This is a genomic window from Amycolatopsis sp. NBRC 101858, from assembly GCF_030269325.1.
GTDB lineage: Bacteria > Actinomycetota > Actinomycetes > Mycobacteriales > Pseudonocardiaceae > Amycolatopsis > Amycolatopsis ponsaeliensis.
In genome coordinates this window covers 172,620-196,372 of the sequence record NZ_BSTD01000008.1, presented here as the reverse complement: position 1 = coordinate 196,372, position 23,753 = coordinate 172,620, and the positions used below count along the sequence as shown (strand labels likewise).

Genomic DNA, 23,753 nt, shown 5'->3' with positions numbered 1-23,753 from the left:
TTCCTTTCCTGACTTACTTGCTTCTAGCGCGGTGAGGTGGCGGTGATCGAACGCGCACCGCGTCCGACCGCGACCATGCCGGACTGCACGAGTTCGCGGATGCCATAGGGCTCCAGCATCCGGAGCAACGCACCGATCTTGTCGGACGTCCCGGTGGCCTCGACGGTGAGTGCCTCCGGAGAGACGTCCACCACCTTGGCCCGGAAGAGCTGGACGGTTTCGAGGACCTGGCTGCGCACGGTGTTGTCGGCGCGGACCTTGACCAGCAGCAGTTCGCGCTGCACGGCGGTCGACTGCTCCAGCTCGACGATCTTGATCACGTTGACCAGCTTGTTGAGCTGTTTGGTCACCTGCTCGAGCGGTAGCTCTTCGACGGCGACCACGATCGTCATGCGGGACACCTCGGGGTTCTCCGTGGGCCCGACGGCGAGGGACTCGATGTTGAAACCGCGCCGGGAGAACAGGCCCGAGACGCGCGCGAGCACACCCGGCTTGTTCTCGACCAGGACACTCAGCGTGTGGACGCTCATCTCAGCGCTCACCTTCCCCAGCGGCTTCCGCGGCAGCCTCGGTCGTCTCCACCGAAACCTCGTCGTCGTCGAACAGCGGCCGGATGCCCCGGACCGCCATGATCTCGTCGTTGCCGGTCCCGGCCGCGACCATCGGCCACACCTGGGCATCCTTCCCCACGACGAAGTCGATCACGACGGGGCGGTCGTTGATCTCCATCGCGCGGCGGATGGTGGCGTCGACGTCTTCCTTCGTCTCGCAGCGCAGGCCGGCGCAGCCCAGGGCCTCGGCCAGCAGCACGAAGTCCGGGATGCGGTGCTTGTGCGTGCCGAGGTCGGTGTTGGAGTACCGCTCCGAGTAGAAGAGGTTCTGCCACTGCCGGACCATGCCCAGGTTGCCGTTGTTGATGACGGCGACCTTGATCGGCGCGCCCTCGATGGCGCAGGTGGCCAGCTCCTGGTTGGTCATCTGGAAGCAGCCGTCGCCGTCGATCGCCCACACCTGCGTGCCGGGGACGCCGAACTGCGCGCCCATCGCCGCGGGCACCGCGTAGCCCATGGTGCCGAGGCCGCCGGAGTTGATCCAGGTGCGCGGGTTCTCGTACTTGACGAACTGCGCGGCCCACATCTGGTGCTGCCCGACGCCGGCGGCGTACACCGCGTCGGGGCCGACGAGCTGGCCGATCCGCTCGATGACGTACTGCGGCGACAGCGAACCGTCATCCGGCCACTCGTAGCCGGCCGGGTAGGTCTTGCGCCAGTCGTCGGCCTGGGTCCACCAGTCGGTGAGGTCGGGCTTGCCGCCGTGGTCGAACTCCGTCTGCACGGCGGTGATCAGCTCGCCGATGATCTCCTTGCAGTCGCCCACGATCGGGACGTCGGCCTTGCGGTTCTTGGAGATCTCGGCCGGGTCGATGTCGGCGTGCACGATCGAGGCGTCCGGCGCGAACGACGACAGCTGGCCGGTGACGCGGTCGTCGAACCGGGCACCGAGCGCGATCAGCAGGTCGGCGCGCTGCATGGCGGCGACGGCGGCGACCGTGCCGTGCATGCCCGGCATGCCGAGGTGCTGCGGGTGCGAGTCGGGGAACGCGCCGCGCGCCATCAGCGTGGTGACGACGGGGATGCCGGTCAGCTCGGCGAGCTGCTTCAGCTGCTCGTGGGCCTCCGCCTTGATCACGCCGCCGCCGACGTACAGCACCGGGCGGCGCGACTTCGCGATGAGCTTCGCGGCTTCGCGGACCTGCTTGCCGTGCGGGCGCAGCGTGGGGCGGTAACCCGGCAGCCGCAGCTCGGTCGGCCAGGAGAACGAGGTCATCTCCTGCAGCACGTCCTTGGGGATGTCCACCAGCACCGGGCCGGGTCGGCCCGTGGACGCCAGGTGGAACGCCTCGGCGATGGTCCGCGGGATGTCCGCCGGGTCCGTGACGAGGAAGTTGTGCTTGGTGATCGGCATGGTGATGCCGCAGATGTCGGCTTCCTGGAACGCGTCGGTGCCGATCAGCGCCCGGGACTGCTGCCCGGTGATGGCCACGACCGGGACGGAGTCCATGTTCGCGTCGGCCAGCGGGGTGACCAGGTTGGTCGCGCCCGGACCGGAGGTCGCCATGCAGACGCCGACCTTGCCGGTGGCCTGCGCGTAGCCGGTGGCGGCGTGCCCGGCGCCCTGCTCGTGGCGGACCAGGATGTGGCGGACCTTCGTCGAGTCCAGCAGCGGGTCGTAGGCGGGCAGGATGGTGCCGCCCGGAATGCCGAAGACCACCTCGGCGCCGACCGCCTCGAGCGAGCGCACGAGGGACTGCGCGCCGGTGACGCGCACCGGGGTTCCCGCCGGTGGCGCCGGCTTCGGACGTGCTCCGGGCGTTCCGGGCGTCGGCCCGGGTTTCGCGTCGCTGCGCGACGTGGCACTGGTCATCGGTTCTGCCTCGTGGGTCTCGGTGTCACTCGTTCGGGTCTTTTTTGGGGCTCGCTTGGTGCGGTGGGGCGGGGAATCTCTTCCCGTGGGCAACAAAAAACCCTCGCCGACCGTAAGGTCGCACGAGGGTTCGCGCGTCGACGCAGCGGAAAGTCTTCCCTAAGCGTCGACGCGCTTGGGAAGTACGAGGCCGGTCAGCGGTGTCACGACGCTGACGCTAGTCCGAAGGCCGATCGGGTGTCAACTCTGCGGGATGGCGAGTCCAGATCGTGGACACCCGAGCGGCGCATGTCACCCGCGTCCGACCCGGGTCCCGGCCGGTCCGCGGGGCGGTGCACCATTTCGGGGTGGCCGAAAAAGAGCAGGACGAAGGCCGGAAGGCCGTCTTCCGGATCCCCCGCACGTCGTTCATGGCGATCGCCCTCCTGACGATCTGCGTGACGCCCATCGCGCTCGGCGAGATCCCGTACCTGCAGTGGCTCTACATCTTCCCGATCGCGCTCGCGGTGTTCGTGGTCCGGACCCGCACGATCGCGACGCGCGAAGGGCTGGCGACGCGCACGATGTTCGGCCACCGCGACGTCCCGTGGTCGGCGCTCAAGGGACTGGCGATCACCAAGAAGTCGCGCGTGCAGGCGGTGCTCAAGGACGACACGAAGGTGCCGCTGCCGACCGTGCGGACCCGGCACCTGCCGGTGCTTTCGCTGGTCAGCGAGGGTCTCGTCGCCGACCCGAGCGGCCTGCTGGACGCCGACGACGTCAAGCCCGGGGCGTCCGGCACTCCCGCGAGCGAGTAAATTGGTCCTACCAGTTTCACCTTTTCGGCTTTGACCTGGGAGTTCCCGTGCCGCCTCTCCGTTCCCGGACCACCACCCACGGCCGCAACGCGGCGGGCGCGCGCTCGCTCTGGCGCGCCACCGGCATGACCGACAGCGACTTCGGCAAGCCGATCGTGGCGATCGCCAACTCCTACACCCAGTTCGTGCCCGGCCACGTGCACCTCAAGGACCTCGGCGAGATCGTCGCCGGCGCGGTCAAGGAAGCCGGCGGCGTCGCGCGCGAGTTCCACACCATCGCCGTCGACGACGGCATCGCCATGGGCCACTCCGGCATGCTCTACTCGCTGCCCTCGCGCGAGATCATCGCCGACTCGGTCGAGTACATGGTCAACGCGCACCAGGCCGACGCGCTCGTCTGCATCTCCAACTGCGACAAGATCACCCCGGGCATGCTCAACGCCGCGATGCGGCTCAACATCCCGGTGGTGTTCGTCTCCGGCGGGCCGATGGAGGCCGGCAAGGCCGTCGTCGTGGGCGGCGTCGCGCAGGCGCCGACCGACCTGATCACCGCGATCGCCGCGTCGGCCAGCCCCGAGGTCGACGAGGACGGCCTCTCGATCGTCGAGCGTTCGGCGTGCCCGACGTGCGGGTCGTGCTCCGGCATGTTCACCGCGAACTCGATGAACTGCCTCACCGAGGCGCTGGGCCTGTCCCTGCCGGGCAACGGCTCCACGCTGGCGACGCACGCCGCGCGCCGCGCGCTGTTCGAGGAGGCCGGCCGCACGGTCGTCGAGCTGTGCCGCCGCTGGTACGAAAACGACGACGACTCGGTGCTGCCGCGCTCGATCGCGTCGAAGGCGGCATTCGAGAACGCGATGGCCCTCGACATGGCGATGGGCGGCTCGACGAACACGGTGCTGCACATCCTCGCCGCCGCCCAGGAGGGCGAGGTCGACTTCACGATCGCCGACATCGACGCGATCGGCCGCCGCGTGCCGTGCCTGTCGAAGGTGGCGCCGAACTCCGACTACCACATGGAGGACGTCCACCGGGCCGGCGGAATCCCGGCGATCCTCGGCGAGCTGTACCGCGGCGGGCTGCTGAACACCGGCGTCCGCTCGGTGCACTCCGAGGACATCGAGTCGTGGCTCGGTGCTTGGGACATCCGCGCCGATTCGCCTTCCGAGGTCGCTCTCGAGCTGTTCCACGCGGCCCCGGGCGGAGTCCGCACGACGCAGGCGTTCTCGACGGAGAACCGCTGGTCGTCGCTGGACACGGACGCGGCCGGGGGCTGCATCCGCGACGTCGAGCACGCGTACACGAAGGACGGCGGCCTGGCGATCCTGCGCGGCAACCTCGCCGAGAACGGCGCGGTGATCAAGGCGGCGGGCATCGACGAGGACCTGTGGCACTTCGAGGGCCCGGCGCGGGTGCTGGAGAGCCAGGAGGAGGCCGTGTCGGCGATCCTCAAGAAGGAGATCCAGCCGGGCGAGGTCCTGGTGATCCGCTACGAGGGTCCGGCGGGCGGGCCGGGCATGCAGGAGATGCTGCACCCGACGGCGTTCCTCAAGGGCTCCGGCCTGGGCAAGAAGTGCGCCCTGATCACGGACGGCCGCTTCTCCGGCGGTTCGTCGGGCATTTCGGTGGGCCACATCTCCCCGGAGGCGGCGGCCGGCGGCCTGATCGCCCTGGTGGAGAACGGCGACCGGGTCCTCCTGGACATCCACGAGCGCCGGCTGGAGCTCCTGGTGGACCCGGAGGTCCTGGCGGAGCGGCGCTCGAAGATGGAGGCGTCCGAGCGGCCGTGGCAGCCGAAGGAGCGCCAGCGCCCGGTGACGGCGGCCCTGCGCGCGTACGCCCGGATGGCGACGTCGGCGGACACGGGCGCGGTCCGCGACGTGAACAAGTAAGTCCGGCTCAGGCCGCGAGGGGGACCCCCGGTTTCAACGCTACCGGCAGGCACCGACAGTTTCGGGCCGGGAAACCGGGGTTGTCCCCAGCCTCACCGTGTCAAAACGATGACCACGACGGCAGCCGCGGCGGCCAGCAGCAGCGACACCAGCCCCAGCGGCAACGGCCGTTTCCGCCACGGCGTGTTCCGCTCCAGCGAAATCGGCCCGGACCCGGTGAACAGCAGGCTCAGCGCCGAAGCCCCGAGCAGCAGCTCGAACTCGAAGCCCTGCCCCTGCCCCTCGAAGAACCCGCCGTGGAACTTCGCGTACACCGCGTTCGCCATGATGCCCAGCAGCCCCGCCGCGGCCAGCGGCGTGAACAGCCCGACGACCACCAGCACGCCGCCGCCGAGCTCGACGATCCCGGTGATCCACGACAGCAGCGTCGTCTGCTTGTGGTAGCCGAACGTCTCCAGCATCCGCGCGAACCCGCCGATGCCGGGCCCGCCGAACAGGCCGAACAGGTGCTGCAGGCCGTGCGCGCCCATGGTCACGCCGAGCGCCACCCGCAGGATCAGCAGGCCGAGGCCGAGCCCGCCCTGGCGCGGCGTGTCGTCGGGGCCGTTGTCCTCGACGTCCGACAGGAGGCTGGTCGGCTGCTGCGAGAAATCATCTCCACTGCTCACGCGCGAAGAGTAGGGGATGCGGGCTGACCTGGCGAGAGACCGCGCCGCGCGCTAGTACTCCCCGTGCACGAGGTTGTCCGGCAGCTCCCCGCCCGCGTACCGCGCGATCTCGGCCGCGGCGACGGCGTACGACCGCCCCCGCACCCCGCGCACGGCCCCGCCGACGTGCGGCGTCAGCAGCAGCCCCGGCGCTGTCCACAGCGGGTGCCCGGGTGGCGGCGGCTCGGGATCGGTGACGTCGAGCGCGGCCCGCAGCCGGCCCGTGGTCAATTCGGCGACCAAAGCGTCGGTGTCCACGACGGCGCCGCGCGCGACGTTGACCAGCACCGCGCCGTCCCGCATCTCGGCGAGGAACTCCGCGTCGACCATCCCGCGGGTGCGCGAGGTCAGCGGCACCATCAGCACGACGGCGTCGTGCAGGCCGAGCAGTGACGGCAGCTCCCGCACGCCGTGCACGCCCTCCCGCGCGGTCATCCCGACCATCGTGCAGCGCGCGTCGAACGGCTCGAGCCGCCGCCGCAGGTGCCGGCCCAGGTCACCGGCGCCGATGACGAGCACGCGCTTGCCCTGCAGCGTGTCGGTGCTCTGCCGCTCCCACCGGCCTTCGCGCTGCGCCGCGCCGAAGACGTCCAGCTTCCGGTAGATCGACAGCAGCGCGGCGACGACCCACTCGGCGCTGCTCCCGCCGTGCGCGCCCCGGCAGGTGGAGAGCAGGACGCCGTCGGGCACCCGGCCGACCCAGTCCTCGGCGCCTGCGGAGAGCAGCTGGATCAGCTTCAGGTTCGGCAGCGCGCGCCACAGGTCCTCACCCGGCGGATGCTTGCCGGGGATGAGCACCTCGGCCTTCGCGGCCTCGGGCGGCACCGGCTCGCCCCACTGGTGGCGCACGGGCAGCACCCGCGGCACCTCGGCGAGCACGGTCAGGCCCTCGTCGTCGGGCACCAGGACGGTCAGCGTCATGATCCCCAACGTATCGAGGAGTACTAACCCATGGTTCACGTGCCGGGCCCTAGGCTGGTGAATCATGCGAACCCGGTACCGGTCGGCCCTGCTGGCGATCCTGGCCTGCGGCGTCCTGCTGCCCGCCGGGTGCGCGCGGTTCGACGACACCGCGGCGGGCCAGACCTTCAGCCCCGCGCCCGTGCCCAGCCCCGAGTCACCGCCCGAGGTCCAGGGCCCCGGCGCGGACTCCGGCGGCGACGGCCGCCCGGCGCAGCCCGGCCAGTCGCCCACGCCCGTGCCGCCGCCGCAGGGCTGCAAGGACTTCGACCCGGCGGTGATCGCGACCTGCCTGGACACCGTCGCCGCGGTGGCCGGCCTGCCGGGTGACGGCTCGACGCCGAGCGCGCTGGCCGGCGAGCGCAAGAGCGGCCGCGTCCTGCTGGCGACAGCGGGCAAGGACGCCACCGACTTCGCGAAGCTCGACGTCCAGGCGGCCGGTGACGGCGGCCTGACGGGCCTCGCGCTGTCGCCGTCGTACGTCGAGGACCAGCTCGTGTTCGCCTACGTGACCACGGCGACGGACAACCGCGTCGTGCGCTTCGCCAAGGGGCAGGCGGCCAAGCCGGTGCTCACCGGGATCCCGAAGGGCGCGACCGGCAACCGCGGCACGATCAGCACCGACAACCGCGGCGCGCTGCTCGTCGCCACCGGCGACGCGGGCGACCCGAACGCCGCCGCCGACCCGAACTCCCTGGCCGGGAAGGTGCTGCGGATCGACACGTCCGGCAAGGCCGCGGCGGGCAACCCGAACGGCGCGCTGGCCGTGGCGGCCGGGCTGCACGCGCCGGGCGGGCTGTGCGCCTCCGCCGACGGCGGCCGCGTCTGGGTCACCGACCGGCTCGCCGACAAGGACACCCTCTACCGGGTGCAGGCCGGGCAGCCGCTGACGACGCCCGCGTGGACGTGGCCGGACAAGCCGGGGGTCTCCGGCTGCGCGGACTTCGTCGACTCGAGCGGCTTCGTCGAGGTGGCGGCTTCCGTGGCCGCCAACCTGCAGAACGTCCCGGTGTCGAAGGAGGGCGCGGTGACCGGGAAGCCGCAGATCTCTCTGGACGGCAAGACCGGCAAGCCGCCGGAGACGTTCGGGCGGCTCGCCGGGATGAGCATGATCAACCCGCAGCTCGCGGTGGCCGGCACGGTCAACAAGGACGGCGGCACCCCGGTCTCGAGCGACGACCGCGTCGTCCTGATCACCCCGGCGACCTCCGGCGGCGGCAACGGCAAGGACTGACGTCCCGGCTTCGCCGGCTCCCGGCCGATCTCAGCTCAGCGGCTTCAGCTCCACCCGCCGTCCCTCCGCCGAAGACGCCAACCCGGCCTCGGCGAGCTGCAGGCCGCGCGCGGCCGAGAAGAAGTCGTAGCGGTGTTGCCGCCCGGCGACCACGTCCCGGACGAACTCCTCCCACTGCGCCTTGAAGCCGTTGTCGAACTCGGCGTTGTCCGGCACCTCCTGCCACTGCTCGCGGAAGGGCTCGGTGGCGGGCAGGTCCGGGTTCCAGACGGGCTTCGGCGTCGCCGAGCGGTGCTGGACGCGGCAGCGCCGCAGGCCGGCGACGGCGCTGCCCTCGGTGCCGTCGACCTGGAACTCGACCAGTTCGTCCCGGAAGACCCGCGTGGACCACGACGAGTTGATCTGCGCGATCACCCCCGACTCGAGTTCGAAGATGCCGTACGCGGCGTCGTCGGCCGTCGCCGCGTACGCCTCGCCCTGCTCGTCCCAGCGGCGCGGGATGTGCGTGACCGCCTTCGCCGTCACCGCGCGAACCGCGCCGAAGAGGTTCTCCAGGACGTAGTTCCAGTGGCAGAACATGTCGAGCACGATCCCGCCGCCGTCCTCGGCGCGGTAGTTCCAGCTCGGCCGCTGCGCGTCCTGCCAGTCGCCCTCGAAGACCCAGTAGCCGAACTCGCCGCGCACCGACAGGATCCGTCCGAAGAACCCGCCGTCGATCAGCCGCCGCAGCTTCCGCAGCCCGGGCAGGAACAGCTTGTCGTGGACGACGCCGTGACAAATCCCGGCGTCCCGCGCGAGCCCGGCCAGCTCCAGCGCCGACGGCAGCGTCTCGGCCAGCGGCTTCTCGGCGTAGACGTGCTTGCCCGCGGCGATCGCCGCCCGCACCGACGGCTCGCGCGCGGACGTCAGCTGCGCGTCGAAGTAGATCGTCGCGTCGTCCAGCGCCGAGCCGACGTCGGTCGTCCACGCGGTCAGCCCGTGCCGATCGGCGAGTTCCTTCAGCTTCGCCGCGTTGCGCCCGGCGAGGATCGGCTCGAGCTGCACACGGGTGCCGTCGGGCAGCTCGACCCCGCCCTGCTCGCGGATGGCCAGCACCGACCGGAGCAGGTGCTGCCGGTAGCCCATCCGGCCGGTGACCCCGTTGAGCAGCACTCCGATGGCGGTCTGGTTCATCGCCGGCCTTCCTGGTCGAGGGCGTCCCCGCCGGACGGCGAGGTGACACCCGGGATGTCGTATTCCGCGCGACGCCCGCACATGCCGTAGCCGTCGGGGTTCGACGGCGTCGCGACCCGGACGCCCGCCTGGTCGAGGTGACTCCCGTCGGCGTCGGCGAGGGCCTTGAGGTGCGCGCCGGTCAGTTCGGCGGCCTTCAGTGCCCCGGCCTGCCAGCGCGGTACCCAGTCTCCGATTTTCGGCAAGACGAGCGCGACGGCCGCCCGGTGGAAAGACCTCAGCGGCTCCGCATCGCCGTCCAGCAGCGCTTCACGCAGCGGCAGATATCCGCGAATCGCCAGGTCACGACGCCTTTTCGCGGCCTGGTCGTTTTTCGGCAACGCGGCGGCCTCGGCGTAGGCCTCCGCGTCCGCGAGCACGCCGGGCGGAAAAGTGAACACGGCGTCACCCGCTTCGGGCAGCCCGCTGTTCTGCATGAGGACGGTGACGCGCAGGCCGCCACCCTGCACCATCCGGTGCACGGTCCCCGGCGCGAACCACGCGATCACGCCGGGTTCGAGCGGCGTCTCCGCGTACCCGCCGGTGCTCAACGTCTGGACGGCGCCGCGCCCGGCCGTGACGACGTAGGCCTCGGTGCAGGCGAGGTGCAGGTGCGGGCTGCCACCGCAGACGCCGTCCTCGGCTTCCCAATCATAGGCGCGCAGGTGCGAAACGCCGATGCCACCCGGTAGCGGGAATTCGTTCATGACCATCCGTGCCTGTCGAGGTATCCGGTCACCTGATCGCGGTCCCACGCGCCATCCGCGACGACAACCCGGTAGCGGTACGTGAAGCTCTCCCCCGGCGGGAGAGCGAATTCTTCGAAAAACGCCCACGAGAAGGCCACCATGGGCGTCTCCTTGCTCCGGACGAACCAGTGCGACTCGTGGATCGCGTGGTCGTTTTCCGGCGAATGCGCGAAGACGAGCGTCGAGTGCGCGTCGACGTCGTCGTGTTCGCCGACAAAAGCCAGCCACGGCGCCTGCGCGCCCATCATGTCGTCGCCGCCGAGACCACCGGGCCCGAAGACCCGGCCGCCGCTGAAGTCCCGCGGACCCCGCCAGTGCAGGCCGGTGTACCCGGCCTGCTCGCGGCCGGCGGTGGTCGGGCTGCCGAACACGAGCGGCACGTCGCGGACGTTGGTCAGCTCGATGCCCCAGTCGATCGCCCAGGCGCCCTCGCCGGGTTCGACGGAGTGGACGACGATGTCCCGCCGCTCGCGCGCCCACTCGTCGCCGCGGTGGGCCACCCAGGTGAGCCGTTCGGTGAAGGTCAGCCGGTCACCGCCGACGGTGAAGCCGGCGAACCCGTCGTGGCGCATCGAGCCGATGCGATCGGGCAGGTCCTGGTACCAGTGGCCGGGGACGTAGGTGTGGCCGCCCCAGAAGTTCTGGCCGGACAGGTGGCTCGAGGTCATCTGCAGGCCCTTGTGCCACCGGTGGTCGGCAGGCCGGTACCCGCTGACGCGCCGGCCACGAAGGGTGCGCAACGGGTGGGTGTAGGGCTTGCGCGACTCGTAGGCGACGGGGTCGGGCTTGTACACATAGGACATGAGCGGGACCCCGCCGGCCTCGACGATCACGCGGTCGCCGTGCCGGTGGGTGACGGTGATCGCGCCGCTCATCCCGCGCTCACCCCGGCCATGCCCAGGTAGAAGGGATCCCCGGGCCCGATCTCCCCACGACGCACGGTTTGCCCGGTGAAGGCGGCCTTGTAGAGAGAGGCGACGAACTCCAGCACCCGCCGCCCATCCCGCCCACTGCACGGCGGCCGCCGCCCGGCCCGATAGGCGTCCAGAACGGGCGCCAACGCAGCGGCATGCGAGCTGCCGACATCCTCGGCCGATTCGGTCTCCGGCCTGCTGCAGTTCGGCGCAGGGGTGTATTGCCAATTTTCGGCAACGTGGCCGTAGAGGTGCGTGAGCTCGACGGTGGCACGCTCGAGGTCGACGCGGATCCGGCTCACTTCGTCGGGCGAAAGGACACTGTTGACGACGGTGGCCAACGCCCCGGACCCGAACCGGACGAGCGCAGTGGAGACATCCTCGGTCTCGACATCGTGCACGAGCCGCGCGGTCATCGCCTGGACTTCGGCCCACTCGCCGTCTTCGCTGTCCTCGTCGGCGAGCAGGTGGAGCAGCAGATCCATCTGGTGGATGCCGTGCCCCATGGCGGGCCCACCGCCTTCGGTCGCCCAACGCCCACGCCACGGGACCGCGTAGTAGCCGGCATCGCGGTACCAGGTGGTCTGACAATGCGCGACAAGCGGACGCCCGAGTTCGCCCTTGGCGAGCAGTTCCCGAAAGCGGGCGACGGCGGAACCGGACCGCTGCTGGTAGACGAAGGAGACATAGGGGCCCCCATCAAGTTCGGCGGAGGCCATGTCGTCGTATTCGGCCAAAGAACGACAAGGCGGCTTCTCACACCAGACCCAAGCACCACTCTCGAGGACAGCTTTGGTTTGTCCTACGTGCAGACCCGGCGGAGTGCAGATCGAGACGAGATCAGGTTCCTGCTCGGCGAGCAGGGAGTCGAGGTCCGGGTAGGGCTTGGCGTGCTCGGTGGTCGCGCAGAAGGCGAGAGCCCGGCTTTCATCGACGTCGGCGGCGGCCACGAGATCGACATCGTCGCGGTGAGCCAGATAGGCAGCCCGGTGACTGTCGGCAATAGCCCCGGCCCCGACGACGGCAACCCGCAAACGCTTTCCCCGAGCCAACCCGGCCTCCCTCCTCACCAACCTCGACGCTGTTTCAGCGGACGCCTCTCACGATTCCCTCGGCACGTCGCATGCCCGCGCGACTCCTTCGCCGCCGCATTCCTCTTGCCGCGTAGCCTTCGCCGCGGCATTCCCGCCGCCACGCAGCCCTTCGGCGACCTCGCCGACGCCTCCCGCCGGTCGCCCACAGCCTTCTGCGGCTCGCCCTTTCGACCGTCTCAGAAAGCGCTTTCTCACGCAACGGCCGCCGCCGATGTCAACGTTGTCATTTCAGGCCAGCAACCGGAACGGACGACTCAGCGACCTCAACGACTGCGAGTCCGCACAGCCGGCAAACCCACCGTCACCTCAACCGGGTGGCAGGTCGCCGAGAACCGGTCAGCGGCTCTTGCTGCGAGGCTCACGTTTCCGCGGCTGCCGGCTCTCGGCCCGCGCCGCCCGCATGTCCAGGAAAGCGGCCACGCCCGACGCGAGCGCGGCCAGCAGCCCGAGGAACCGGCCGAAGCCGGGGCCGATGGCGATGCCGGCGGCGTCGAAGATGCCACGCTGGTCGGCATCGAACTCCCAATCCAGCGTGAACCAGCCGATCACCATCAGCAGCAGCGACGCCACGGCGACCGCCAGCCACAGGTGCGGCAGGCCGCTGACCCGCGCCTTCCGGATTCGTCCGAAAACGACCACGACCACCCCGGCCAGCAGCAACGGCAGCGGCGGGCACCACGCGAAGAAGCTCGAGTGCCACGCGTCACGGACGACGTCACTGTGCTCCAGCTGCGACAGGATGTCTTCGATGTCCGGCTTGTTGGTGCTCAGCGTGGTCCACGGGAGGAACATCGAGCCCAGCGCGAGCAGCCCGGCCGCCAGGCCGAGCCACTCGCGCCAGGTGACGCTCTTGACGGAAAACGGCTGTGTCATGAAAACGATCAGGAACCCACGCGCTCGATGATCAGCTCGCGGACGCGCTTGGCGTCGGCCTGCCCCTTGGTCGCCTTCATGACCGCGCCGACGATCGCGCCCGCCGCGGCGACCTTGCCGCCGCGGATCTTGTCCGCGACGTCCGGCTGCCCCGCCAGGGCCTCGTCGATCGCCGCGAGCAGCGCCGAGTCGTCCGAGACGACCTTCAGCCCGCGCTTCTCGACGACCTCCCGCGGCTCGCCCTCACCGGCGAGCACGCCCTGGACGACCTCCTTCGCGAGCTTGTTCGTCAGCTCGCCGGAGGAAACCAGCCCGATGACCTCGGCCACCTGCTTCGGCGTGATCGTCAGGTCGGCCAGCTCGACCTCGCGAGTGTTCGCCTCCTGGGCCAGCGTGTTGACCCACCAGCCGCGGGCCTCGTCCGGCGAAGCGCCGGCCTCGACCGTGGCCGCGACGAGGTCGACAGCCCCGACGTTCAGCAGGTCACGCAGGGCTTCGTCGGAAAGTGACCATTCCGTCTGGATCCGCTTGCGCCTCTCGGACGGCATCTCCGGCAGCGTGCCGCGCAGCTCCTCGACCCACTCGCGCGCCGGCGCGATCGGGACCAGGTCGGGCTCCGGGAAGTACCGGTAGTCCTCCGCGGTCTCCTTGGTGCGGCCAGGAGACGTCGAACCGTCGGCCTCCTGGAAGTGCCGCGTCTCCTGCTTGATCTTGCCACCGTCGGCGAGGATCGCCGCCTGCCGCGTCATCTCGTAGCGCACCGCGCGCTCGACGCTGCGCAGCGAGTTGACGTTCTTCGTCTCGGTGCGGGTGCCGAACTCGGTCGCGTCCTTCGCCATCAGCGAGATGTTCGCGTCGCAGCGCAGCGAGCCCTGGTCCATGCGGACGTCGGACACGTCGAGCGCGCGAAGCAGGTCTCGTAGCGCGGACACGTACGCCCGCGCGACCTCGGGGGCCCGCTCGCCGGTGCCCTCGATCGTCTTGGTGACGATCTCGATCAGCGGCACGCCGGCGCGGTTGTAGTCGAGCAGCGAGTGCTCGGCACCGTGGATCCGGCCGGTGGCGCCACCGACGTGCAGCGACTTGCCGGTGTCCTCCTCCATGTGCGCGCGCTCGATCTCCACGCGCACGACCTCGCCGTCGTCGAGCGTGACGTCGAGGTAGCCGTTGAAGGCGATCGGCTCGTCGTACTGCGACGTCTGGAAGTTCTTCGGCATGTCCGGGTAGAAGTAGTTCTTCCGGGCGAACCGGCACCACTCGGCGATCTCGCAGTTGAGCGCGAGGCCGATGCGGATCGCGCCCTCGACGGCCTTGCCGTTCACCACCGGCAACGCGCCGGGCAGGCCCAGGCAGGTCGGGCAGACCTTCGTGTTCGGCTCGCCGCCGAACTCGTTCGGGCAGCCGCAGAACATCTTCGTGTTGGTGTTCAGCTCGACGTGCACTTCGAGACCGAGCACCGGGTCGAAGCGTTCGATGACGTCGGCGTAGTCCATCAGCTCGGCCACGGCAGTCACTTCGTTCCTCCCAGCTCCGGGACCTTGTGGATGAGCGCCCCGCCGGCGGCGGCGTCGCGGGCGGCCTCGTAGGCGGCGCCGACCCGGTAGAGCCGGTCGTCGGCGAGCGCCGGGGCCATGATCTGCAGGCCGACCGGCAGGCCGTCGTCCTCGGAAAGACCACTCGGCACGCTCATCGCGGCGTTGCCCGCCAGGTTCGACGGGATCGTGCACAGGTCGGCGAGGTACATCGCCATCGGGTCGTCGACGCGCTCGCCGATCTTGAACGCCGTGGTCGGCGTCGTGGGCGAAACGAGGACATCGACCTTTTCGAAGGCGGCCGCGAAGTCACGCGTGATCAGCGTGCGCACCTTCTGCGCCGAGCCGTAGTAGGCGTCGTAGTAGCCGGACGACAACGCGTAGGTGCCCAGCATGATGCGCCGCTTGACCTCGGCGCCGAAGCCCTTCTCGCGAGTCAGCGACATGACCTCTTCGGCGCTGTGGTTGCCGTCGTCGGCGACGCGCAGGCCGTAGCGCATGGCGTCGAACCGGGCGAGGTTCGACGAGCACTCGCTCGGCGCGATCAGGTAGTACGCGGGCAGCGCGTAGACGAAATGCGGACAAGAGACCTCGACGACCTCGGCACCGAGCGCCCGCAGCTGCTCGACTGCGGCCTGGAACGACCGCTCCACGCCCGGCTGGTAGCCGTCGCCGCCGAACTCCTTCACGACGCCGACCTTGACGCCCTTGAGGTCACCCGTCATGCCCTGCCGGGCCGCGGCGACGACCGGCGGCACCGGCGCGTCGATGGAGGTCGAGTCCATCGGGTCGTGCCCGGCGATGACCTCGTGCAGCAGGGCGGCGTCGAGCACCGTCCGCGCGCAGGGGCCGGCCTGGTCGAGCGACGACGAAAAAGCGACGAGGCCGTAGCGCGACACCCCGCCGTAGGTCGGCTTGACCCCGACGGTGCCGGTGACGGACCCGGGCTGCCGGATCGACCCGCCGGTGTCGGTGCCGATGGCGATGGCGGCTTCGAACGCCGCGATCGACGCCGACGAGCCACCGCCCGACCCGCCGGGGATGCGGGCGTGGTCCCACGGGTTGTGCGTCGGGCCGTACGCCGAGTTCTCGGTCGACGAACCCATGGCGAACTCGTCCATGTTCGTCTTGCCGAGAATCACGACACCGGCCTCGCGCAGCTTGCGCGTCACGGTCGCGTCGTACGGCGGGATCCAGCCTTCGAGCGTTTTCGAACCACAGGTCGTCGGCACGCCCTCGGTGGTCAGGACGTCCTTGAGCGCGAGCGGCACGCCGGCCAGCGCCGACGCGGGCTTGTCGCCGGCGGCGATGCCCTCGTCGACGGCCTTGGCCGCGGCCAGCGCGCCCTCGGTGTCGACGTGCAGGAACGCGTGGATGTGGTCGTCGACCTCGGCGATCCGGTCCAGGTGGGCCTGGGTGACCTCGACCGCGGACACCTCACGCGCGTGGATCTTCCCCGCCAGTTCCGCGGCGGTCAGCTTGATGAGCTCGGTCACTGCTCTTCCCCCAGAATCCGCGGCACCCGGAAACGGCCGTCCTCGGCGGCCGGCGCACCGGCCAGCGCCTGCTGCTGCGTGAGCCCGGGGACGACGACGTCCTGCCGGAAGACGTTCGTCAGCGGCACGGCGTGCGACGTCGGCGGCACATCTTCGGCGGCGACCTCGCTCACCTTGGCCACCGAGTCCAGGATCTGGTCGAGCTGGCCGGCGAAGACGTCGAGCTCGTCATCGGTCACGGCCAGCCTGGCCAGCTTCGCGAGGTGCGCGACCTCGTCTCGGGAAATGTTGGGCACGCGGGTGACTCCCGGGTTGTGCTGTGCGGGTTGTCTCGGAAGCTGCAAGTCTATGGTGACGACGTCGGACGACTCGACTGGGTTACGCCCGGCGCAGGCCGGGTGCCGTCCGGCGACGCCTGCATCCCGCCCGGCGGACAGCGGGTCCCGCGGGCCGGGTGGGTCTGTCACAATCGGCGACCGGCATCGAGCGTCCCACGGCAAGGCTGGGACGCCAGAGGTGAGAGGGGCGCGTGGTGTCGTTCCTGATCCGGGTCCTCCTTCCGGACAGCCCGGGAACCCTCGGCGCGGTCGCCACGGCGCTCGGCACGGTGGGCGCCGACATCCTCAGCGTGGACGTCGTCGAGCGCGGCACCGGAGTGGCGGTGGACGACCTCGTGGTCGAGCTCCCCTCCGGCCGGCTGCCCGACGCCCTCATCACGGCGGCCGAGAGTGTCGAAGGCGTCGAAGTGGACGCGGTCCGCCCCTACGCGGGCGTGCTGGACACGCACCGCGAGCTCGAGCTCGTCGAAGAAATCGCCGCCCAGCCGAAAACCGGGCTCAACATCCTGGCCGAGGGCGTGCCCCGCATCGTGCGCGCCGGCTGGGCGATGGTCGTCGAGCACGCCGAGACCGGCGCCCTCCGGCTGGCGTCGTCGAGCGCCGCTCCCGAGACCCCGATCACCAACCTGCCCTGGCTGCCGCTCGAGCGCGCGACGGTGCTCGACGGCGAAGAAGCCTGGATCCCGGAGACGTGGAAGGAACTGGGCACCGAGCTGGCGGCCACCCCGCTGGGCAAGCCGGGCAAGGCGCTGCTCGTCGCCCGTCCCGGCGGCCCGGCTTTCCGCGCGGCCGAGGTCGCCCGGCTGGCCCACCTCGCCGGGATCGTCGCGGTCGTCCTCGACGGCTAGCCCCGCACGTTGCCGAAAAGGGGACGAGCCGGCTCGTCCTCTTTTCGACGAACGCCAGGTCAGACGTCGATCTGGTAGGCGATCAGGCTGATGTGCGGAAACGGCCGCCAGTCCCGTTCGACCAGGCGCGCGAACCCGAGCCGCTCCTAGAGCCGGTGCGCGGAGTGCATCCGGTCGAGACTGCTCAGCACCACCTTGGGGACGCCCAGCACCCGTGCGCGGTCGAGCACGGCCCGCGTCAACGCCTCGCCGACACCGCGACCACGCGCCGACGGCGCCACCGCGAGCATCCGGAACTCCAGCTCCCCCGGACGCGAAATCTCGGCGTACGGCGACCCCGGCCGCACGACGGTCACGGTCCCGAGCACCTCCCCCGCCGCATCGACGGCGACGAGCACCTCGGCCAGCTCGGCCCGGCTCGCGACGTCACGCAGCGTCGCGTCATAACCGACGTCGCCGGCCAAGTGACCATCGACGTCGTACGCCTGCACCGTGACCTCCCCCGCGGCGGCGTACTCCTCCGGCCTCGGTGGCCGGATCTCGACATCACCCATCCGTCTCCCCAGACTCGTCTTCGGCGGTTTCGTCGCCGGCCGGCAGCGCCACCTCCTGCGCCGCCTCGGGCCCGCGCTCCAGCAGGACGCGGAAGCCGGCTTCGTCGAGCACCGGCACCTTGAGCTGCACGGCCTTGTCGTATTTCGAACCAGGCGAGTCCCCGACGACGACGAACGAGGTCTTCTTCGAGACCGACCCGGCCGCCTTGCCGCCGCGGGCCATGATGAACTCCTTGGCCTCGTCGCGGGAGAAGCCGTCGAGCGACCCCGTCACCACGATCGACAGGCCTTCGAGGTTGCGCGGGACGGACTCGTCGCGCTCCTCCTCCATCCGCACGCCGGCGCGTCGCCATTTTTCGACGATCTCGCGGTGCCAGCCGACCTCGAACCACTCCTGCGTCGCGCGCGCGATGGTCGGTCCGACGCCGTCGACGTCCGCCAGCTCCTCTTCGCTCGCCTGCTCGATGGCCTCGATCGAGCCGAACTCCCGGGCCAGCGCCTGCGCGGCCGTCGGCCCCACGTGCCGGATCGACAAAGCGACCAGCACCTTCCACAGCGGCCGGTCCTTCGCGACGTCGAGGTTGGCGAGCAGCTTTCGTGCGTTTGCCGACAACTCGCCGGCCTTCGTGCGGAACAGCTCGACCTCGGCGAGGCTGTCCTCGTTCAGGTCGAAGACGTCGCCCTCGTCGGCGACCACCTGCGCGTCGAGCAGCGCGACCGCGGCTTCGTACCCGAGGACCTCGATGTCGAAGGCGCCGCGCCCGGCCAGGCTGAAGAGGCGCTCACGCAGCTGAGCGCGACAGAACCGGCTGTTCGGGCAGCGGATGTCCTTGTCGCCTTCCTTCTGGTAGGCGAGCTCGGTACCGCATTCCGGGCAGTGGGTGGGCATGACGAACTCGCGTTCGTCGCCGGTCCGCGCGTCCACCACCGGCCCGAGGACCTCGGGGATGACGTCGCCGGCCTTCCGGATGACGATCCGGTCGCCGATGAGCACGCCCTTGCGCTTGACCTCCTCCTGGTTGTGGAGGGTGGCCCGCGCGACGGTCGACCCCGCGACCTTGACCGGCTCGGTGACCGCGAACGGCGTCACCCGCCCGGTCCGCCCGACGTTGACCTGGATGTCGAGCAGCGTCGTGATCGCTTCTTCCGGCGGGTACTTGTAGGCGATCGCCCACCGCGGCGCGCGCGACGTGGTACCCAGCCGCCGCTGCAGCGCCACCCGGTCGACCTTGATGACCACGCCGTCGATTTCGTGCTCGGCGTCGTGCCGGTGCTCGCCCCAGTAGACGATGTGCTCGGTGAGCTCCTCGGCCGACGTCAGGACCTTGCTGTGCGGCGAGACCGGCAGCCCCCACGCGGCCAGCGCGTCGTACGCCTCCGACTGACGCTGCGGCTCGAAGCCCTCGCGTTTGCCGAGGCCGTGGCAGATCAGCCGCAGCCGGCGCTCGCGGGTGATCTTCGGGTCCTTCTGCCGCAGCGACCCGGCCGCGGTGTTGCGCGGGTTCGCATACGGCGGCTTGCCCGCTTCGACCATCTTCGCGTTCAGCTCGAGGAAGTCTTCGACGCGGAAGTAGACCTCGCCGCGCACCTCGACCAGGGCGGGCACCGGGAACTGGTCGGTGCCCGTGAGGGTCTCCGGCACCTGGTCGAGCGTGCGCATGTTCAGCGTCACGTCTTCGCCCGTGCGGCCGTCACCCCGGGTGAGCGCCCGGGTGAGGTGACCGTTTTCGTACAAGAGGTTGATCGCCAGGCCGTCGATCTTCAGCTCGGCAAGGAACTCGGTGTGCCCGACCTCCTTCTCGACGCGCTCCACCCAGACGAGAAACTCGTCCTGGTCGAAGACGTTGTCGAGGCTGAGCATGCGCTCGAGGTGGTCGTACGCGGTGAACTCGGTCGAAAACGTGCCACCGACGCGCTGGCTCGGCGACTCGGGCGTGACCAGCGCCGGGTGCTGTTCCTCGATCTGCTGCAGCTCGCCGAGCAGCTCGTCGAACTGCCCGTCGGAGATGATCGGCGAGTCCAGGACGTAGTAGCGGAACTGGTGGTTGCGCAGTTCCTCCGCGAGGGCGGCGTGGCGCTCGCGCACATCGGCCGGGACGTCGGTGACGTCCTCCGCGGTGATCTGGTCCTGAGGGGATTCGGTGCTGCTCACGGGTGGTGAGCCTAGTCGGCGGCACCGACAATTTCGTCCGGTCCGGCGTCCAGTCCGCGGACCAGTTCACGGAACTCCAGAAGGGTGATCGCGCCCGCCGGTTCGGCCGCCGCTGTCTCTACGCGCCGTAGTCGTTCGGCGGCGAGACGTTCACCCAATGTCGCGTCGAGCGGCAGGAACGTCATGGTCTGCCGGGCGGCCTCGTCGAGGTCGCCGAAGCCGGGGTGGAAGACGGCGACGTCGACCACGTGCTCGTCCTCGTCGACCTGTGCGACGACCCGGACGTCGGCCAGCGCGATCCGGTGCTCGCCGAGGTTGACGGTGACCTCCGTCGGATCGGGCACGGGCGGGACCGAGTCGTGGTACTCCCAGATCGCGTCGTCCGGCGGCGCGACGGCGCGCCACGCGTCGGTGAACGGACGCAGCTCCGGGTCCTCCTGACCGGTCACGACCAGGGCGTAGATCGACCGACGACCACGTTCGAGCGAAAAGTGCAGCCGCGGGTGCAGCGCCTCGACGAGCTGGCAGAGCTCGTGCTCGACCCGGTGCGGTTCACCTTCGCCGAGCGCCGCGCTGACCATCGGGAGCAGGTCGTACCAGCCGCGCCAGAACGCCTCGGCGGCGGCCGCCGGGTCGTCCGGCACGTGCTGCTCGGGCCACGCCGTGCGCGGGTCGGGCGGATCGGCGACGGCGTTCTTGCGGCGGAACAGGCGCATGGTTACGGGTGGTCCTCGTTCGGTCGGCTACCCCCGTCACGCTACTTGCCGGGCCGGGCAGGGCAGACGTCGGCGAGTTGCCGGATTCCGTCACCAGTCTTCCGGGGGTTCCACGAAGGCTTTGCCGAGATCACGCGTCAGCGCGAGAGCGCGGCGCATCCACTCGGGTGTGGCGCCGGCGAGGCCGCATGCGGGGGTCGGCACCGCGCGTTCGGCGAGGACGCTGCGGTTGAAGCCGAGCCGGTCGGCCAGCCGGAAGGCCGGCTCGCCGACGTCCTTCAGGCTCACCGGAGACGCGGGCGCCGTGGTCGGAACCGCGCCCAGGAACAGCGTCGCGCCGCCGTCCCAGACTTCGCCGATTTCGTCGAGGAACGCAGCGGACGCGCCGTCGAGCGAGGCGAGGTCGAAGGCGAGTGCGTCGGCGCCGGCCTGGCGCAGCATGCCGAGCGGCGGCTTCGCGGCGCAGCAGTGCAGGATCACCGGCTTCCCGGTGATCGCCTTCGCGCCGTCGATCACCGTGGCGAGCAGGTCACGTGCCTCCGGCTCCGGCACAGCGGCGACGTTCCCATAGCCGGACGGCGTCGACAGGCCGCCGGCCAGCACCGCGGGCAACGACGGCTCGTCGAACTGGACGACCACGGGCGCGCCGGTCCTGGCCTGGACTTCGGCGACATGCCCGGCGAGTCCGTCCAGCAGGGAGGACGTGAAGTCCCGCAACGCGCCGCGGTCGGTGAGCACTCGATGGCCCCGGGGCAGCTCAATGCCGGCGCCGAGCGTCCACGGGCCGGCGAGCTGGACCTTGAAGACCGGCGGCGTAGCTCCGGCCTTCTCTCGCGCTTCCTGTAAAGCGTCTAGATCCCAGCGCAACAGGTCGACGGCCCGCCGGTGCTCGTGTCCCGGCCGCGCCGCGACGCGGTAGCCGCTCGGCACGACCTCGACGGCCAGGTCGACCAGCAGCGCGGCGGTCCGGCCGAGCATGTCGGCACCGACGCCCCGGGCCGGCAGTTCCGGCAGGTGCGGGAAGTCCGGCAGCTCGCCGAACACGACCGCCGCCGCCTCCGCGGGGTCCGTGCCTGGCATCGAGCCGATCGCCGTCGCGGCACTGCTGGGCCAAACTCGCTCATTCACGACCACCGATTCTGGTCGACCACCCGCCGCCGACGTCGACCGGGCCGCCGCACCGAGCGGCCCGGAGACAGACATACGCCGCATTTGCCTTTACGGGCACCGCGGCGGGGTCCGCGCGGATAGGCTCACCCGCCATGACGAGTTCGCCACCGCAACCGGGCTGGTATCCCGACGCGCGGGACCCCCGTCTGCACCGTTGGTGGGACGGCCGGGCCTGGACCGCCAACACCCGCCCGGCTCAGCAAGGACCGCCACCGAGCGACTCCGAGCCGATCGAGCTCGACATCGAGCGGGCCCACGACCCGGCGCGCGTCCAGGACCAGGTCAATCGCGCGACCCGCGGCCGAGGCGCCGCGCGCACCGGCGGCGGGACGCTGTTCACCGAGCCGGTCCTGGTGGTCAACCAGCGCGCGAAGCTGATCGAGATGGCCAACGAGTTCGGTGTCTTCGACCAGCACGGCAACCGGCTCGGCGGAGTCGTCCAGGTCGGGCAAAGCACGTTGAAGAAGGCGATCCGCCTCCTGACCAACTACGACCAGTTCCTGACCCACAAGTTCGAGGTCCGGGACGCCAACCACAGCACCGTGCTCAAGGTGACCCGGCCCGCCAAGGTCTTCAAGTCGCGGTTTCTCGTCACGCGAGCCGACGAGACCCCGATCGGCGAGATCGTCCAGGAGAACGTCTTCGGGAAGATCCGTTTCGGCTTCGTCGTCGACGGCCACTCGGTGGGCGGGATCTTCGCCGAGAACTGGCGTGCCTGGAACTTCTCGATCCGCGACCACGCCGACACCGAGGTCGCCCGGGTGACCAAGACGTGGGGCGGGTTTCTCAAGGCCGCCTTCACCACCGCCGACAACTACGTGGTGGAGATCCCCCACCCCCTGCCCGATCCGCTGGCCAGCATGGTGGTCGCGGCGGCCCTCACGATCGACACCGCCCTGAAGCAGGACACCAACTGAGCAAGTGACCGGCGTCTCAGCCCCTCCAGGTGGACACCGAACCCGGCACGGCTCAAGGTGAATGGAGGCTGGGACGCCGCAGTCTCGCCGGGACGGAGGTCACCGTGGAACCGTTGCCGGAAAGCAGCGACAGGAACTGGACCGAGCCCGGAATCTACGAGGTCTCGGCCGGCGTCTACCGGATCCCGTTGCCCCTGCCCAACGACGCTCTGCGCGCGGTCAACGTCTACGCGGTCACCGACGGCGAGAAGCTGGTCCTGGTCGACTCGGGCTGGGCGTTGACCGTGGCACGGCAACAACTCGCGAGCGCGCTCGGCGGGATCGGCGCGGAACTCGCCGACGTCAGCGAGTTCCTCGTGACCCACGTGCACCGCGACCACTATTCGCAGGCTGTCGTCCTTCGTCGCGAATTCGGCTCGAAGATCGCCCTGGGCCAGGACGAGGAGCCATCGCTGAAGGCTTCCGGCAACCCCGACCGGCTGCCGATGGAAGCCCAGATCGACCTGCTGTTCCAGGCCGGCGCCCGCGAAGTCGTCGATGCCCTGGCCCGCGATTTCGGGACGGACCGGCGGCACACGGAGGCCGATCTCTGGGAAGCGCCCGATGAGTGGCTGACTCCGGGACGACGTTCGATCCTGCCCGGCCGCGAGTTCGACGTCGTCGCCACTCCCGGTCATACGGCAGGCCATGTCGTGTTCGTCGACGACACCGCCGACCTGTTGTTCTCCGGCGACCACGTGCTGCCGCACATCACGCCTTCGATCGGCTTCCAGCCCGTGCCGGCCGAGTTGCCACTCAACGACTTCATCGACTCGCTGCGCCTGGTGCGCGCGATGCCCGACCGCCGCATGCTTCCCGCGCACGGTTCTGTGTCCGAAAGTGTGCACACGCGGGTCGACGAACTGCTGGAACACCATCGGCAACGCCTCGAGACGATCGGCTCCCAGATCACCGCCGGCGCGAGCACCGCATTCGAGGCCGCCCAGCGGATCGGCTGGACCCGCCGCAACCGCAAGCTGTCCGAAATGGACTCGTTCAACCAAACGCTCGCAGTCCTGGAGACAGCAGCGCATCTCGACCTGCTGGTATCCCAGGGCAAACTGGCCACCCGGGCAGTCGACGGCATCCGCCACTACACGACACCCTGAGCGACATCGCAGCCAGTACCGCGGGT

General features: G+C 70.4%; 21 protein-coding genes and 1 pseudogene. 6 read left to right on the top strand and 16 right to left on the bottom strand.

The features are described from left to right. Window positions 1-23 precede the first annotated feature (23 nt). Entirely contained in the window at window positions 24-530 is a 507-nt protein-coding gene (ilvN, locus tag QSK39_RS48025; protein ID WP_003080760.1) for an acetolactate synthase small subunit, read from the bottom strand. Between the two features lies 1 nt (window position 531). Next, window positions 532-2,424 carry an acetolactate synthase large subunit gene (locus QSK39_RS48020; RefSeq protein WP_285484538.1) on the bottom strand — a complete coding sequence of 631 codons (1,893 nt, stop codon included), beginning with the start codon at window positions 2,422-2,424 and terminating at the stop codon, window positions 532-534. Window positions 2,425-2,690: 266 nt separating this feature from the next. Here QSK39_RS48020 and QSK39_RS48015 point away from each other — a divergent pair, with 266 nt between their 5' ends. Further along, on the top strand, window positions 2,691-3,221 hold the full coding sequence (locus QSK39_RS48015) for a PH domain-containing protein (protein ID WP_502873386.1): 531 nt from the start codon (window positions 2,691-2,693) through the stop codon (window positions 3,219-3,221). Window positions 3,222-3,268: 47 nt separating this feature from the next. Beyond that, on the top strand, window positions 3,269-5,113 hold the full coding sequence (gene ilvD, locus QSK39_RS48010; RefSeq protein ID WP_285484536.1) for a dihydroxy-acid dehydratase: 1,845 nt from the start codon (window positions 3,269-3,271) through the stop codon (window positions 5,111-5,113). Window positions 5,114-5,205: 92 nt separating this feature from the next. Here ilvD and QSK39_RS48005 read toward each other — a convergent pair whose 3' ends face one another. Together QSK39_RS48005 and QSK39_RS48000 are read right to left on the bottom strand one after the other, a co-directional pair. Further along, window positions 5,206-5,781 carry a DoxX family protein gene (locus QSK39_RS48005; protein ID WP_285484535.1) on the bottom strand — a complete coding sequence of 192 codons (576 nt, stop codon included), beginning with the start codon at window positions 5,779-5,781 and terminating at the stop codon, window positions 5,206-5,208. A gap of 51 nt (window positions 5,782-5,832) precedes the next feature. Beyond that, window positions 5,833-6,741, bottom strand: coding sequence for an NAD(P)-dependent oxidoreductase (locus tag QSK39_RS48000; protein ID WP_285484534.1), 909 nt, complete (start codon window positions 6,739-6,741; stop codon window positions 5,833-5,835). 64 nt (window positions 6,742-6,805) lie between these two features. On the opposite strand from QSK39_RS48000, the gene QSK39_RS47995 reads away from it, so the two are divergent. After that, complete coding sequence (locus QSK39_RS47995; protein WP_285484533.1) at window positions 6,806-8,014, top strand: PQQ-dependent sugar dehydrogenase; 1,209 nt, start codon at window positions 6,806-6,808, stop codon at window positions 8,012-8,014. A gap of 30 nt (window positions 8,015-8,044) precedes the next feature. Here the strand turns inward: QSK39_RS47995 and QSK39_RS47990 are convergent, their stop codons facing one another. The 8 genes from QSK39_RS47990 to gatC all read right to left on the bottom strand — a co-directional run bounded on the left by QSK39_RS47990 (window position 8,045) and on the right by gatC (window position 16,180). Continuing rightward, entirely contained in the window at window positions 8,045-9,187 is a 1,143-nt protein-coding gene (locus tag QSK39_RS47990) for a Gfo/Idh/MocA family protein (RefSeq protein ID WP_285484532.1), read from the bottom strand. Beyond that, a complete protein-coding gene (locus tag QSK39_RS47985) occupies window positions 9,184-9,933 on the bottom strand; it encodes a cupin domain-containing protein (RefSeq protein WP_285484531.1) in 750 nt (249 codons plus the stop codon). Before QSK39_RS47985 ends, QSK39_RS47990 begins: the two co-directional genes overlap by 4 nt. Beyond that, on the bottom strand, window positions 9,930-10,850 hold the full coding sequence (locus QSK39_RS47980) for a DUF6807 domain-containing protein (protein ID WP_285484530.1): 921 nt from the start codon (window positions 10,848-10,850) through the stop codon (window positions 9,930-9,932). The genes QSK39_RS47985 and QSK39_RS47980 overlap by 4 nt, the downstream gene beginning before the upstream one ends. Further along, window positions 10,847-11,941, bottom strand: a complete 1,095-nt coding sequence (locus QSK39_RS47975) for a Gfo/Idh/MocA family protein (protein WP_285484529.1) — start codon at window positions 11,939-11,941, stop codon at window positions 10,847-10,849. The genes QSK39_RS47980 and QSK39_RS47975 overlap by 4 nt, the downstream gene beginning before the upstream one ends. A 378-nt stretch (window positions 11,942-12,319) precedes the next feature. Further along, window positions 12,320-12,856: a hypothetical protein gene (locus QSK39_RS47970; protein WP_285484528.1), complete on the bottom strand. Its 537-nt coding sequence runs from the start codon at window positions 12,854-12,856 to the stop codon at window positions 12,320-12,322. Window positions 12,857-12,864: 8 nt separating this feature from the next. Continuing rightward, a complete protein-coding gene (gene gatB, locus QSK39_RS47965) occupies window positions 12,865-14,370 on the bottom strand; it encodes an Asp-tRNA(Asn)/Glu-tRNA(Gln) amidotransferase subunit GatB (protein ID WP_285484527.1) in 1,506 nt (501 codons plus the stop codon). Beyond that, window positions 14,367-15,884, bottom strand: a complete 1,518-nt coding sequence (gatA, locus tag QSK39_RS47960) for an Asp-tRNA(Asn)/Glu-tRNA(Gln) amidotransferase subunit GatA (protein WP_285484526.1) — start codon at window positions 15,882-15,884, stop codon at window positions 14,367-14,369. Before gatA ends, gatB begins: the two co-directional genes overlap by 4 nt. After that, window positions 15,881-16,180 carry an Asp-tRNA(Asn)/Glu-tRNA(Gln) amidotransferase subunit GatC gene (gene gatC, locus QSK39_RS47955; RefSeq protein WP_285484525.1) on the bottom strand — a complete coding sequence of 100 codons (300 nt, stop codon included), beginning with the start codon at window positions 16,178-16,180 and terminating at the stop codon, window positions 15,881-15,883. The genes gatA and gatC overlap by 4 nt, the downstream gene beginning before the upstream one ends. Before the next feature lie 236 nt (window positions 16,181-16,416). On the opposite strand from gatC, the gene QSK39_RS47950 reads away from it, so the two are divergent. Beyond that, window positions 16,417-17,070, top strand: a complete 654-nt coding sequence (locus QSK39_RS47950; RefSeq protein WP_285484524.1) for an ACT domain-containing protein — start codon at window positions 16,417-16,419, stop codon at window positions 17,068-17,070. A gap of 59 nt (window positions 17,071-17,129) precedes the next feature. Here the strand turns inward: QSK39_RS47950 and QSK39_RS47945 are convergent. From QSK39_RS47945 to QSK39_RS47930, 4 genes and pseudogenes are all read right to left on the bottom strand, one after another. After that, window positions 17,130-17,624, bottom strand: a pseudogene (locus QSK39_RS47945) (GNAT family N-acetyltransferase). After that, complete coding sequence (gene ligA, locus QSK39_RS47940) at window positions 17,617-19,776, bottom strand: NAD-dependent DNA ligase LigA (RefSeq protein WP_285484523.1); 2,160 nt, start codon at window positions 19,774-19,776, stop codon at window positions 17,617-17,619. The pseudogene QSK39_RS47945 and the gene ligA overlap by 8 nt, the downstream one beginning before the upstream one ends. 11 nt (window positions 19,777-19,787) lie before the next feature. After that, window positions 19,788-20,492, bottom strand: coding sequence for a hypothetical protein (locus tag QSK39_RS47935; protein WP_285484522.1), 705 nt, complete (start codon window positions 20,490-20,492; stop codon window positions 19,788-19,790). A 90-nt stretch (window positions 20,493-20,582) separates the two neighbouring features. Then, window positions 20,583-21,620, bottom strand: coding sequence for a methionine synthase (locus QSK39_RS47930; RefSeq protein WP_285484521.1), 1,038 nt, complete (start codon window positions 21,618-21,620; stop codon window positions 20,583-20,585). Window positions 21,621-21,754: 134 nt separating this feature from the next. Here QSK39_RS47930 and QSK39_RS47925 point away from each other — a divergent pair, with 134 nt between their 5' ends. Both QSK39_RS47925 and QSK39_RS47920 read left to right on the top strand, forming a co-directional pair. Next, entirely contained in the window at window positions 21,755-22,579 is an 825-nt protein-coding gene (locus QSK39_RS47925; protein ID WP_285484520.1) for an LURP-one-related family protein, read from the top strand. A gap of 104 nt (window positions 22,580-22,683) precedes the next feature. After that, window positions 22,684-23,727 carry an MBL fold metallo-hydrolase gene (locus QSK39_RS47920; RefSeq protein ID WP_285484519.1) on the top strand — a complete coding sequence of 348 codons (1,044 nt, stop codon included), beginning with the start codon at window positions 22,684-22,686 and terminating at the stop codon, window positions 23,725-23,727. The last annotated feature ends 26 nt before the right edge of the window (window positions 23,728-23,753 follow it).

Bases quoted from the DNA above. Each gene is read 5' to 3' on its own strand.
- QSK39_RS47990 (WP_285484532.1), bottom strand. From the start codon at position 9,187: ATGAACCAGACCGCCATCGGAGTGCTGCTCAACGGGGTCACCGGCCGG.
- QSK39_RS47935 (WP_285484522.1), bottom strand. From the start codon at position 20,492: ATGCGCCTGTTCCGCCGCAAGAACGCCGTCGCCGATCCGCCCGACCCG.
- ilvN (WP_003080760.1), bottom strand. From the start codon at position 530: ATGAGCGTCCACACGCTGAGTGTCCTGGTCGAGAACAAGCCGGGTGTG.
- QSK39_RS47995 (WP_285484533.1), top strand. From the start codon at position 6,806: ATGCGAACCCGGTACCGGTCGGCCCTGCTGGCGATCCTGGCCTGCGGC.
- QSK39_RS47985 (WP_285484531.1), bottom strand. From the start codon at position 9,933: ATGAACGAATTCCCGCTACCGGGTGGCATCGGCGTTTCGCACCTGCGC.
- QSK39_RS47970 (WP_285484528.1), bottom strand. From the start codon at position 12,856: ATGACACAGCCGTTTTCCGTCAAGAGCGTCACCTGGCGCGAGTGGCTC.
- QSK39_RS48020 (WP_285484538.1), bottom strand. From the start codon at position 2,424: ATGACCAGTGCCACGTCGCGCAGCGACGCGAAACCCGGGCCGACGCCC.
- QSK39_RS47925 (WP_285484520.1), top strand. From the start codon at position 21,755: ATGACGAGTTCGCCACCGCAACCGGGCTGGTATCCCGACGCGCGGGAC.
- QSK39_RS48000 (WP_285484534.1), bottom strand. From the start codon at position 6,741: ATGACGCTGACCGTCCTGGTGCCCGACGACGAGGGCCTGACCGTGCTC.
- QSK39_RS47980 (WP_285484530.1), bottom strand. From the start codon at position 10,850: ATGAGCGGCGCGATCACCGTCACCCACCGGCACGGCGACCGCGTGATC.